We start from the raw sequence: 12347 nt of genomic DNA on the forward strand, positions 1-12347 counted from the left end.
ATAGGCGGGATGGACGCGACCACACTGCTGACGTCACAATCGATGATCGTTTCCGAGTTTCGCTGCGACGCGGGACCGGACGACACGCCATTTGCCGAATGCCGCACCGGGCATTCCATTGCCTATGTCCGCTCGGGCAGCTTCGGCTGCCATTGCCGCGCCGGCTTCTTCGATCTGGTGGCGGGCTCGATGCTGGTCGGCGCGCCCGGCGAGGAATACACCTGCACGCATGAGCATGTCAGCGGCGATGTCTGCCTGTCGTTCTTCCTCAGCGCGGACATGGTCGATGCCCTCGGCGGGAGGCGCGAGATCTGGCAGGTCGGTGCCACGCCGCCGCTGCCCGAATTGATGGTGCTGGGCGAGCTCGCCCAGACGGCGGCAGATGGCAACAGCGATATCGGCCTCGACGAAGTCGGCCAGATCCTGGCCGGCCGTTTTATCGACGTCGTTTCGGGCAGGGCGCGCAAGCCGGCCACCCCCACCGCCCGCGACCGCCGCCGCGCGGTCGAGGCAGCGCTGTGGATCGACGACAACTCGCATGCCGAGGTCGATCTCGAACAGGCCGCCAAGCAGGCGGGCCTCAGCCCGTTCCATTTCCTGCGGCTGTTCTCGAGCGTGCTCGGAGTCACCCCGCATCAATATCTGGTGCGCTCGCGGCTGCGGCACGCCGCGCGGCTGCTCACCGATGACGACATCGCGGTCACCGACGTCGCCTATGACGTCGGCTTCGGCGATCTCTCCAACTTCGTCCGCACCTTCCACCGCGCTGCCGGCGTATCGCCGACCAAGTTTCGCCAGGCCTCGCGCGGGGAGCGCAGCGTCTTCGCTGAACGCCTCGTCCTCAACTGAGACAGGTCGGCGGAATGGCGGGGTAATAGTCTGTTGACCAGACGGGCGCGTCGTACTGGGCTTACGGCACGCCGCGCGATATTACAACCAAAGAGCGAATCAACGCTCTTTGAGTGCGGCGACCCGGCAGATGAACAGTGCCCCGAGTGACGTGATTGCGGCCACACTGATCGCGCTTGCCGTCGGCCTCGCTTTCATCGCCGGCTGTGCCGTCTATTATGGCCGCCAGATCACCTCGCGCAGGATTCCGATGCAATGGGGCACCGACGGTCAGCCGGCCTGGTTTGCACCACGCCTCATCGGGCTCTGGTTCAGCTTCGGCGTCACGGCCGCCCTCTCCGCGTTCCTGCTCGTCCTCGCCCTTCATGACCCGCAGAAGCTCACGGCCCTGATCGTCGCAACGGTCAGCGTGATCGGAACGAACATGTGGGTTCACGTCTATCACCTGAAACGGGTGATCCGGTGGCAGTCGGAGGTGCCGGCGAGCTAAAGCGCGATGCGATGAGGATGAATCGTCATCGCGCTTTAGTCTATTGTTTGAGCATGATCTTTTCGGAAACCGCTGCGCACTTTTCCGGATCATGCTTTAGCCGGCTACCGAGCGCAAGATTCTCCAAGAGTCGCCCGCCTCACCCCGACTAGGGTTGTCTCCGGCGCGCGCCATTTTCGGCGCGCTTTGCAAATGGAGACGATCATGTACGACCACATCGGACTTCGCGTTGCCGATCTCGACGCCGCCACGCGCTTCTATACCGCGGTGCTGGCGCCGCTCGGTTACGTCCTGTGCTCCAGCGGCGACGGCTATGCCGGCTTCGGGCCGAAGGGCGAGCCGGCGCTGTGGCTGCACCTGAACAAGGGCCGCAAGGCTGACGGCGCACACATTGCGTTCCGCGCCGGGAATCATGACGCGGTCAAGGCGTTCCACAGCGAAGGCCTGAAGAGCGGCGGCCGCGACAATGGCGGCGCCGGGCCGCGCAAGGATTACAGCCCGACCTATTACGCGGCGTTCCTGATCGACCCTGATGGCAACAATGTCGAGGCGGTCTGTGTGTAGAAGCCGCCGCGCACGAGCACTCGTAGGTGGGCAAAACGACTTGTGCGACGTAGTTCGAAGAGCGAAGGCGGAAGCGTGCCCACCAACTGTCCCCGTCAATCCAAATGGTGGGCACTGCGCTACGCGCCTTTGCCCGCCCTACAAAACTGCTTTTGAGGAAACTCCATGGCCTCCATCCACAACGACATCTCCATCAATGCCCCGGCGCGCGACGTCTGGGATGCGGTGCGCGATTTCGGCGCGCTGCATGAACGGCTGGCGCCCGGCTTCGTCACCGCCTGCACGCTCGACGGCGATGCGCGTATCGTCACCTTCGCCAACGGTTCGGTGGCGCGCGAAGTGCTGGTCGATTGCGACGACGCGCGGCGGCGCCTCGTCTATGCCATCAACAACGAGCGGCTGAAGCATTACAGCGCCTCGGTGCAGGTGATCGCCGACGGCGAGCGGAGAAGCCGCCTGCTGTGGATCATCGACATGCTGCCGAACGAGCTTGCAGCCTACGTCCAGGACCAGACCAAGGACGCCGTCGTTGCGATACATAAAGCGTTCCCGCCCGCTGCAGCCTAGCGGCGGCCCACGCGGCTCTGTGAGTTTTTTCACAGAGCTCCGCCCTCGTCAGCCGTAACCATCGCGGCGTGCGTCCGGTTGGCTCCGCTCTCCCGGCGGCGCCGCGAGACGCGAGGAGCATACCATGCGAGGTGCGGACAAGGTGATTTGCCAGGCGGCCGCCGTGCTGCTGCTGTTTTCAGTCGCGAGCTCGCCGGCGAAGGCGCAGTTCTTCGGCGGCGGAGGTGCCGGCGGCGAGGACATGATGACCCAGATGGCCCCGATGCTGGAGATGATGAAGGCGAAGATGGGCAAGCGCCGCTTCGCCATGATGATGCAGACCATGGGCCCAATGATGGGCCGCATGATGGAGAATGGCGGCGGAGGGCTTGGTGGCATGATGGGCGGCGGCGGCCTCGGTGGCCTCGGCGGCGGCAATCTCGGCGGCGGCTTCGGCGCAACCAATTACGGCGGCTACACCCCGATGGCTGGCGGCACCATGCCGGCCGGTTATGGCGGCGTTGGTGGCGGCGACGTCATGGGCATGCTCGGTGGTGCCGGAGGCGGCGACATGATGGCGATGATCCCGCAATTGATGCGGCTCGCCAATGTCGGCGGTGGCGGCTATCGCCGCCACAAACATCGCTAGTCGGCAGCGCCCGAGAGAGCCGGCCTGATCGCAGCCTTGCTCGCGCGCGGGTCCCAACGCGTCAGCACCACGCTGGAGAATGAGAGCAGGCCGAGCACGACCATCGAGCTCGCGGCCAGCCAGAAAAAGCTCTGTGCGGTGGCTTCGTGCGTCGACAGCCACCAGCCGGCCGCCGAGATGTAGATCAGCCGCGCCGTCTGCGCCAGCACCGGCCCGATCACCTTGGCCGCGCCTTGCGATGAGAAATACATCGTCGTGGCAATGCCGAAAAAGGCGTAGAACGGTCCGACCGTCGAGAGATATTGATGGCTCGCCGCGCGCACGGCCGCGCTATCGGTGAAGATGTTGATCCAGAGATCGGGGAACATCGCAACGACGCATGCCGGCGCGCCGACGGCCACGAAGGCGGCAGCACTGGCGATCCAGGCGACGCGCCGTGCGCGCGCGATGTTGCCTGCGCCGATTGCCATGCCTACCATCGGCACGCAGGCGATGCCGAACGAGAACGCGATCGAGGTCAGCAGGAATTCCAGCCGCGCGCCGATGCCGTAGCCGGCGAGGATCGTGGTGCCGAACTTCGCCAGCATGTGGGTGAAGATCGAGATCGTCAGCACCGATTGCAGCGGCGAGAAGCAGGCGATCGCGCCGACCTTCAGGATGTCGAAAAACATCGCCCACTGAATGCGCAGGCCACGCAGCTTTGGTGTAACCCGGGCGCGGCCGGAGAACAGGTACCAGCCCATGATGCAGATATTCATGGAATAGGCGATCAGCGCGCCGGCCGCGACGCCGCGCATGCCGAACTGCGGCACCGGCCCGAGCCCAAGGCCCAGCGTGCCGCCGAGCACGATCTGCCAGGCCGCCGAATTGAGGATCAGGAACGACGGCAGCTTCATGTTGCCGGTGCCACGCAGCACGCCCGCCATGGTGTTGAGCAGCCAGGGCAGCACGGCGCCGCCGAAAAATACCTGCGTGTAGGCGACCGCATGAGTCAGCACATCGCCGCGGCCACCAAGCATTTCCAGCACCCGCGGCCCGAAGATCAGCATGCCCAGCATGAAGACGAGACCGAAGCTGATGCCGATCAGGATCGCATGCATGGCAAGCGTGCCGGCACGCTCGCGATCGCCGGCACCGAGCGCGCGTGCAATGGCGGACGCGACCGCACCGCCCATGGCGCCGCCCGACATCGTCATGGTCAGAATGATTGTCGGAAACACCAGCGCCATCGCCGCCAGCGCCTCGACGCCGAGCCGGCCGATATAGGAGGTCTCCGCGATCACCGTACAGGTGCCGGCAGAGAGCGCGATCACGTTGGGCCATGCGAGGGAGAGCAGCGTGCGCAGAATCGGCCCGTCTACAAGCGCGCTTCGCACCGGCCGCGGGGGCGGCGGCAGCGGACGCTCTTGCTCATCGACCGGGATTTCGGCGATGTCGGACATGTCCTCTCCGGGGCACGGGGCGCCATTTGCGGCGCGGCAATGCGTCGCTGTGCCAATTATTTTCTTCGCGCAGAAGGCGCGGCGAGAGGCTTGTTAGCACGGCCCGCCGCGATTTCTCCTGCGCCAGCTGCAGGCGTGCCCTGCGGCAGCGCATTTCAGCCCGTGAAATTGCGCCTGTTGTTCTCCCTCTCCCCGCACGCGGGGAGAGGCGAAGCGCGCGGCGGCGCCATCGCCTATTCCACGGTCCAGACCAGCGGCGGACGGCCGCCAGCAGCAGTGCGCATGTGGACGCCGATGTGCCGCCCGCATCCCGCAGCCAGGCCTTCGAACAATCCCTCCAGGACCTTGGCGCAGGCGCCGTGATAGTCGGCAACGTCGTCCATCAGCTTCCAGCTCTGCTGGCGGATTTCGAACGTGCCTTCGGATTGCGAGGTCTCGGCCGTGTCATCCTGCGCCGCGAACAGCGCGTTCAGGAACGACGCGAATTCGTTTGCCCCGCCGCGGCTCATCGCCAGCGCGGCGGCGACTTCGTCGAAATATTGCATGCCGATCAGCTTGCCGGTGAGGTGCAGCAGATAGCCGGCGTCTTCCGGGCCAAACAGCTGCACCATCACGGGCGCCGCCGTGCGCACATATTCCATCGCGTAATTGCGATAGGCTTTTTCGAGGCGCGGTTTCGGCCAGCTCGCAACCGGCAAAGCCGGCGCAGTCTTCGCATCGAACAGCGGCGCTTCGAGGTGGCGCGCGAACACCAGGCGCTGATCAAGTTCTAGCGGATGATCGTATTGGCAATAATAGCCTTCCAGCCCATCCTGGCCGTCGACGCTCTGCTTGGTGCAGACGAAGCCGAGCCTGAGATCGCCGAGCGCAACGCCATTATTGGCGTGCCATCCCCGCAGCATCGCGCGGGAGACCTCGCCCGGCACGCCGCAGATCGCCGTGCCTTTCCAGATCCAGCGCGGCGGCGGATAGCGGATCCAGGCCTTGGCGTCGCTCTCATACATGTATTCGACGTGCACGCCGCCGATCCAGTTGGAGAGATAGTGATATTGCGCGGCCGCCACCGCCGGCGGCAGATGATCGATCCCGAGCTTCCTAAGCCCCGGCAGGAAGCGCTCCTGCTGCTGGCGGCGGAATACGCGGAAGACGAACTCCGCTGCATCCGCAGTGCCGCGCCGCGTGACGACGGTGAGGATGAGGCCGGTGAAATAGGCGTGGTAGAGGTCGGCGACCGCCCGCCAGCGCTTCCATTGGGCTTCCTGCGCTGCGTCAGCTGCGGCGGTCATTCGTTTCGCTCCCGATCGTTGTTGCGATCGAGTGTGTCACCGCGCCTTCCGGCAGGCAACATGACGCCCGTGCAGAGCGCCCTGCGCGGCCACCCGTCAATTCCGCATCACGAAGTTTGCTGCGGTGGCGTCTTGGCCGCGCGCTCTCGCTCGACCCGTTCGGTGACATCGCGCGCCATCGCGACCGATCCCAGGACGGTGCCGCCGAAATCCCGCACCAGTGCGAACGTCATCTCGATGTAGAGCTTGCGCCCGCTCTTGTGCAGCGCGCGGGTCAGGGTCGGCCTGCCCGCAAGCTTCATGCTGCCGCTGGCCAGCGCAGCTTCAAAGCCCTTCCAGTGCGCGGCGCGCAGATGCTCGGGAATGATCAGGTCGAGATTCTGGCCGAGCGCTTCCGTCGCGGAGAAGCCGAACAGCGCCGCCGCTGCACGGTTCCACCGCATGATCGTGCCGGAGCGATCCGAATAGATCAGCGCATCCGCGACGTCGTTGAGGATGTTTGCGTCGACCTCGGATTGATCGGTCATGTCACCACCTCGTGTGGACTGTAGCCCGGATGGAGCGAAGCGTAATCCGGGATCGTGCCACAAGCGAGGGTGTCCCGGATTGCGCTTCGCTCCATCCGGGCTACGGAATTACACCCGAAAATGCTTGCTCAGCTTCAGGCCCTGGGCCTGGTAGTTCGAGCCGATGCGCTGGCCGTACATCGCGTCGGGACGGGCCAGCATCTTCTCGTAGACGAGGCGGCCGACGATCTGGCCGTGCTCGAGGATGAACGGCACTTCGCGCGAGCGCACTTCCAGCACGGCGCGCGCGCCTTGCCCGCCCGCGCCGGCATAGCCGAAGCCGGGATCGAAGAATCCGGCATAGTGCACGCGGAATTCGCCGACCAGCGGATCGAACGGCACCATCTCTGCGGCGTAATCGGGCGGCACCTGCACGGCTTCCTTGGACGCCAGGATGTAGAACTCGCCGGGATCGAGGATCAGGCTGCCGTCGGGGCGGGCCGAGATCGGCTCCCAGAAATCTTCCACCGCGTAGCCGGAGCGACGATCGACGTCGACGACGCCGGTGTGGCGCTTGGCGCGGTAGCCGACGAAGCCGTTTGCCTTCTCGCCGGAGAGATCGACGGAGACGGCGACGCCGCCCGAGAGATCAGCATCGTCGATGTCGACGAGGCGCTCGGTGGCATGCAGGCCATCGAGCTCGTCGGCGTTGAGGATGGCGTCACCGGTGCGGAAGCGCACCTGCGACAGACGCGAGCCCTCGCTGACCAGCACCGGAAACGTCTTCGGGCTGATCTCGGCATAGAGCGGGCCGTGATAGCCGGCGCCGATCATGTCGAAGCGGCGGGTGCCGTCGGCGATGACGCGGGTGAAGACGTCGAGCCGGCCGGTCGAGCTCTTCGGGTTCGCCGCCGCGACGATCTCCGGCGGCAGCGCGAGGCTCTCCAGCAGCGGCACGATGTAGACGCAGTTGGTCTCCAGCACGGCGCCGTCGGCGAGGCTGAACTCGTGCAGCTTCAATTCGTCGATGCGCTCGGCGACGGTGGCGCCGGGACCGGGCAGGAAGCTGGCGCGGACGCGATAGGCAATGTCGCCGAGACGCAGATCAAGGCTCGCCGGCTGGATCTGGCTCTCGACGAAGTCATAGGCGGGCAGGATGAGCCCCGCCGCCGCCATCGCCGCGATCATGCGGTCGGGCAGGATACCATTGGCGTCGGGCGCAACCGTGAACGTCAACCGGGGGTCCTCATGGGGTCAGATGCATCCGGACATGCCGGAAATACAAGTCTTTTACGGCTATCCGATGGACGCCTTGACGGAAAGGGCATTGCGGAATATGAGCATCACTTATCCCGTGGTGATTTGAGCCGGCCGGCTTGCAGCCACGTTAAATAAGTCGCTAAACAGGCCGGGGACCTCTGTGATCCCGGCCCGTGGATATATCCAGGCCGGTTTTTTTGTGACCGTTTTCGACGAGACGGTCATGTCGGAGGTACCTATGTCGAAGTCGACCACCAACTACCGTCCCGAAACCCGCCTGGTCCATTCCGGCACCCTGCGCTCGCAATATGGCGAGACGTCGGAGGCGCTGTTCCTGACCCAGGGCTACGTCTACGACAGCGCCGAGGAGTGCGAGGCGCGGTTCAAGGGCGAGGATCCCGGCTTCATCTATTCGCGCTACTCCAATCCCACCATCGCGATGTTCGAGCGCCGCATGATCGAGCTCGAAGGCGCCGAAGCCGCACGCTCGGCGGCGACCGGCATGGCCGCGGTGACGACGGCGATCCTGGCGCCACTCAAGGCCGGCGACCACGTGGTGGCCTCGCGCGCCCTGTTCGGCTCGTGCCTCTACGTCGTCCAGGACCTGCTGCCGCGCTACGGCATCGAGACCACGCTGGTCGACGGAGCCAATCTCGATGAATGGCAACGCGCGGTGAAGCCCAACACCAAGACGTTCTTCCTGGAGAGCCCGACCAACCCGACGCTGGACGTGCTCGACATTCCCGGGATTGCCGAGATCGCGCACAAGGGCGGCGCGCGACTCGTCGTCGACAACGTGTTCGCGACCCCGATCTGGCAGAGCCCGCTCGCGCTCGGGGCCGACGTCGTGGTCTATTCCGCGACCAAGCATATCGACGGCCAGGGGCGCTGCCTCGGCGGCATCATCCTGTCGTCGGAAGCCTTCATCGCCGAGCACATCCACAATTTCATGCGCCAGACCGGTCCGTCGATCTCGCCGTTCAACGCCTGGGTCCTGCTCAAGGGCCTGGAGACGCTGGGCGTGCGCGTGCGCGCGCAGACCGATACCGCCGCGCGCATCGCCGACGTGCTGGCGAGCCATCCGAAGATCTCGCGACTGGTTTTCCCGGGCCGCGCCGATCATCCGCAGGCAGCATTGGTGAAAAAGCAGATGCGCGGCGGCTCGACGCTGGTCGGCTTCGAGGTGAAGGGCGGCAAGGCCGCGGCGTTCCGCGTGCTCAATGAATTGAAGCTGGCGAAGATCTCCAACAATCTCGGCGACGCCAAGAGCCTCGTCACGCATCCGGCGACCACGACGCATCAGCGTCTGAAGCCGGAGGACCGCGCCGCGCTCGGCATCAGCGAAGGGTTCATCCGCTTCTCGGCAGGGCTGGAGCATGCCGACGACCTGATCGAGGATCTGACTGCGGCGCTGGAGAAGGCGTGAGGCGAAGCGAGATCTCGTAGGGTGGGCAAAGCGAAAGCGTGCCCACGTCTTCTTCCTTCGTATCACTGAACGATGGTGGGCACGGCGCTTTGCGCCTTTGCCCACCCTACGGCAGCGTGCCTACATCGGCCGATACGTTCTTACGTCCGCGGGCACGTTCACGCCCAGCTTGATCTGCCCCACCGAGCGGATGATGTCGTCGCCGAGCAGCTGGGCGAAGCAGGCATAGCCCCAATCGTTCATGTGCAGGCCGTCGGCGATGACGAAGCTCTCGACCGGAATCGACTGGTTCTCGTGCCAGTCGCGCATCACCTCGAAGCGCGGGAAGATGCCGACGTGACGGAGCTCGGCGACCTTGCCGAGCAGCTTCACCATCTTGCCGGCGCTTTCGCCGCGCTGGTTGACGGCCGGCGAATATTGCGGATCGACCAGCACGATGTCGGCGCCGCCGGCGGCCTGGATGCGGCTGATGCCGTCCTCGACCAGTTTGGCGGTGTCGCCGGGATCGAGATTGCGCAGCACCGCGTTGGTGCCGACCTGCCAGATCACGAGATCCGGATGCACGTCGATCACCTGGGTCTGGAGGCGCTTCATCATCTCGGGCGCATCCTCGCCGCCGACGCCGGCATTGACGACGGTGATGTCGGCGGTCGGATAGTGTCGGCGCAGCTGGGCGGCGAGACGGTTCGGATAGTTGAACTCCGGCGAGCTCGCGCCGAATCCTGCGGTCGACGACGAGCCGAACGCGACGATGAGGACGGGCTGGCCGGCGACGAGCTTGCCCGCGACATGTGGCAGCGAGCCCATCGCCTTCGAGCCGCCCTTCGGCGGCAGGCAGGGCACGCGGTTGAAGACGTCGCCGGCGGATTTGGCGACCTGCTTCACCTTGTCGATGGCGCGCGCGGTGATGCCGCGCTGCTCGGGCGAGGTCACGGCAACGGTGGTCTGGGACGGCGAAGCGGGAGCGGGATCAGCCGACTGCGCCGGTGCTTGTGTCGCCTGCGCGGCTTGGGTCTGCGCATGGGACTGCGGGGCCGGCGCCAGCAACAACAGCACTGCTGCTGCAGGCGCGGTCAGCCATGCCGTCAGGCAAAAAGGGCGGAGAGAACTCATTAACACTAGACCTCAATTTTGCTGCTGGGCCGGCTCCAGATGGGCTGCGTCGATCACGAACTGTGCCAACGCCCGGCCAAGGCAATCATGAACCTGCTTCGCCAGTTCGGGCCCGCGGGACGGGCTGAACAGGTCGAACTGACCCTGATCATTCCACTGCCGCATGATCGTGAAACGATCGAACAGCGGAATATCATGCTCCTGCGCCACGACGCGCATATTATCGAGAAACGGTTGGGCCGAGATCATCGTTTCGGTACGCGGGCTGTACTGCAAATTCATCAAGACGACGTCGGCCCCTGCCTTTTGCAACGCAACAACCCCCTCGGTGACGGCGCTGCGAAATTCGTCGGGATCGATGGATCGGATGGCATCCACGGTCCCGGTCTGCCAGACGACCAAAGTAGGGGTTTTTGCTTCCATCAACTTAACGAAGGTCGAGGCGGCCTCCTCCGCCGTTCGCTTGCTCTGTATTTCTACGGAGACGTGCACCGCTTCCGACGGCGGCAGCTTTTCCTTCAGAATCGCTTCCATACGCGCCGGATAGGAGCTGCCCTCCGAGGACGGAATCGTGGTCGAGCGGCTGCCGACGACCAGGATTTCGAGCGGCTTGCCGGCCTTGACGGCCTCGGCGACCTTGGGAAGCTGGCTTTCGCTGGTAAGCAGATAAGACGGCAATTCGCACGCCGCGGGCGCGGTGGCAGCGCCAGGCGCAGCATCGCCCGCGCGCGCCACAGGCGCGGCGAGGCTACCGCATAGCAGGACCAGGCTCAGGAGAACCTTCGCCTTCATCAGCCCCCTCCCGCCAGATCGGCGTTGCCGACGGCGTTTTTGGTTTTCGCACCGCTCTTGTCAGCCACGCGCTTGTACCACGAAATCACCCAGGCCACGCCCCACATGATCAGGACCCCGGAGAGACTAATCAGCGCATGCATGGCCGCGCCGCCGGAGACTTCGGCGAGAATGAAATGCCCGGCGAAGGCCAGGAAGACGCCGAGGCAGAAGATCTCGAGAGAATGCTGGCCACATAGAATCAATGGTCGTAGCCAGCGCGATTTCAAGCCCGGCCAATCCCGGGGTAGGAAGCGTACGGTGAGCGCGGCCAGCGCCAGGAAATGCGTGAAGCGCAGCACGTCGAGATCGGTCTTGTCGATCGGATACATCCACTTCTCGACCCGCTTCGGCATGAATTGGGAGAGCTGCGGCACGTACCAGGTCAGCGTCACGTAGAACGCCGCGGCGAGGTATGCGATCGCGATCCACATTGTCACGGGCGAAGCCAGGATACGCGACATCCGTCGCGCACCTCCGAGCGCGCACCATGCACCGAAGACGAACAGCAATTGCCAGGCGAAGGGATTGAAGGCCCAGAAGCCGTTAGGATAGGCCGACAGGTAAAGATCGTATTCCCAGGTGACCGCGTAGAGCGCGACCGAGAGGCCGAGCGTGACGTCGGGGCGCCATTTCATCGACCACAGGATCAGCGGCAGCGCCAGCATCAGCACGATGTAGAGCGGCAGCACGTCCATATTGACGGGGCGGAAACGCAGCAGCAGCGCCTGCACGATGGTGACGTCGGGCTGCTTGAGGAAGTCCATGATGCCCATCTCTTCGGTGTAGAGCGGGTTCTCGAACCTGGTCGCGACATAGGAGATTTCGGCGAGGAAGATCGTGAACAGGAAGACGTGGGCGACGTAGATCTGCCAGACCCGGCGCAGAATGCGCGCGGTGGCGATGACGACGCCGCTCTCCAGCATCGCCCTTCCGTAGACGAAGGCGGCGGTGTAGCCGGAGATGAAGATGAAGATCTCGGTGGCGTCGCTGAAGCCGTAATTGCGGATCGTGAACCAGGTCAGCAGGCTCGGCGGCAGATGGTCGATGAAGATCAGCCATAGCGCCAGCCCGCGAAACAGGTCGAGCCGGAGCTCGCGCTCGCCGATGGCAGGCAGCGTGATGGCCGGCACGGTCGCGCGCGGCTTCGCCCCCGCGGGCTTGCTGTCCCCAGGAGTGCTGTCTACAGACTTGCTGTCTACAGGCTTGGCATCTGCAGGCTTGGCGGTTCCCGCGATCGTCGATCCCGTCACATGGTCGGCAATGGTCATCGGGGCCTAGAAACCCTTCCGCAAATCGCGACGTTGAGGAGTGTATCGGTCCGGTCGTCATCTCGCAAAGCGGCCGGATCACGTCCAGGTGTCATTCCCCTCGAATTCTGGCGG

Annotated in this window: 13 protein-coding genes and 1 riboswitch; of the genes, 6 read left to right on the forward strand and 7 right to left on the reverse strand. The window is 64.8% G+C overall.

From position 1 onward, the window contains the following. Positions 1–9 precede the first annotated feature (9 nt). From GGD61_RS15875 to GGD61_RS15895, 5 genes are all read left to right on the forward strand, one after another. Entirely contained in the window at positions 10–849 is an 840-nt protein-coding gene (locus GGD61_RS15875) for a helix-turn-helix transcriptional regulator (protein WP_092251713.1), read from the forward strand. A 130-nt stretch (positions 850–979) separates the two neighbouring features. After that, a complete protein-coding gene (locus GGD61_RS15880; RefSeq protein ID WP_018320847.1) occupies positions 980–1339 on the forward strand; it encodes a hypothetical protein in 360 nt (119 codons plus the stop codon). Positions 1340–1543: 204 nt separating this feature from the next. Then, positions 1544–1903, forward strand: a complete 360-nt coding sequence (locus GGD61_RS15885) for a VOC family protein (protein WP_026202432.1) — start codon at positions 1544–1546, stop codon at positions 1901–1903. Between the two features lie 165 nt (positions 1904–2068). Continuing rightward, positions 2069–2470, forward strand: a complete 402-nt coding sequence (locus GGD61_RS15890; protein WP_092251712.1) for an SRPBCC family protein — start codon at positions 2069–2071, stop codon at positions 2468–2470. 124 nt (positions 2471–2594) lie between these two features. Next, positions 2595–3098 carry a hypothetical protein gene (locus tag GGD61_RS15895; protein WP_092251711.1) on the forward strand — a complete coding sequence of 168 codons (504 nt, stop codon included), beginning with the start codon at positions 2595–2597 and terminating at the stop codon, positions 3096–3098. On the opposite strand, the gene GGD61_RS15900 is transcribed toward GGD61_RS15895, so the two are convergent. The 4 genes from GGD61_RS15900 to GGD61_RS15915 form a co-directional block, all read right to left on the reverse strand. Continuing rightward, on the reverse strand, positions 3095–4540 hold the full coding sequence (locus GGD61_RS15900) for an MATE family efflux transporter (RefSeq protein ID WP_092251710.1): 1446 nt from the start codon (positions 4538–4540) through the stop codon (positions 3095–3097). The two genes, GGD61_RS15895 and GGD61_RS15900, sit on opposite strands and share 4 nt — an antisense overlap. A gap of 233 nt (positions 4541–4773) precedes the next feature. Continuing rightward, positions 4774–5826 carry a hypothetical protein gene (locus GGD61_RS15905; RefSeq protein WP_092251709.1) on the reverse strand — a complete coding sequence of 351 codons (1053 nt, stop codon included), beginning with the start codon at positions 5824–5826 and terminating at the stop codon, positions 4774–4776. A 107-nt stretch (positions 5827–5933) separates the two neighbouring features. After that, positions 5934–6353, reverse strand: a complete 420-nt coding sequence (locus GGD61_RS15910) for a PAS domain S-box protein (RefSeq protein ID WP_092251708.1) — start codon at positions 6351–6353, stop codon at positions 5934–5936. 108 nt (positions 6354–6461) lie between these two features. Then, the gene (locus tag GGD61_RS15915) at positions 6462–7568 is read right to left on the reverse strand and encodes a 2'-deoxycytidine 5'-triphosphate deaminase (RefSeq protein WP_092251707.1); all 1107 of its coding nucleotides are present in this window, start codon (positions 7566–7568) and stop codon (positions 6462–6464) included. A 108-nt stretch (positions 7569–7676) separates the two neighbouring features. Next, positions 7677–7756: riboswitch (SAM riboswitch) on the forward strand. Positions 7757–7830: 74 nt separating this feature from the next. On the opposite strand from GGD61_RS15915, the gene GGD61_RS15920 reads away from it, so the two are divergent. Beyond that, the gene (locus tag GGD61_RS15920) at positions 7831–9018 is read left to right on the forward strand and encodes an O-succinylhomoserine sulfhydrylase (protein ID WP_143108999.1); all 1188 of its coding nucleotides are present in this window, start codon (positions 7831–7833) and stop codon (positions 9016–9018) included. Positions 9019–9138: 120 nt separating this feature from the next. Here GGD61_RS15920 and GGD61_RS15925 read toward each other — a convergent pair whose 3' ends face one another. From GGD61_RS15925 to GGD61_RS15935, 3 genes are read right to left on the reverse strand one after another with little or no spacing between them, the layout of a single operon-like run. Further along, entirely contained in the window at positions 9139–10131 is a 993-nt protein-coding gene (locus GGD61_RS15925; protein ID WP_092251706.1) for an SGNH/GDSL hydrolase family protein, read from the reverse strand. A 12-nt stretch (positions 10132–10143) separates the two neighbouring features. Beyond that, complete coding sequence (locus tag GGD61_RS15930; RefSeq protein ID WP_092251705.1) at positions 10144–10923, reverse strand: lipolytic enzyme; 780 nt, start codon at positions 10921–10923, stop codon at positions 10144–10146. Next, entirely contained in the window at positions 10923–12233 is a 1311-nt protein-coding gene (locus GGD61_RS15935; protein WP_092251704.1) for an OpgC domain-containing protein, read from the reverse strand. The genes GGD61_RS15930 and GGD61_RS15935 overlap by 1 nt, the downstream gene beginning before the upstream one ends. Positions 12234–12347 lie beyond the last annotated feature (114 nt).

The sequence above is a fragment of the Bradyrhizobium sp. SBR1B genome (assembly GCF_014198205.1).
In the GTDB taxonomy this organism is placed as follows: Bacteria; Pseudomonadota; Alphaproteobacteria; order Rhizobiales; family Xanthobacteraceae; genus Bradyrhizobium.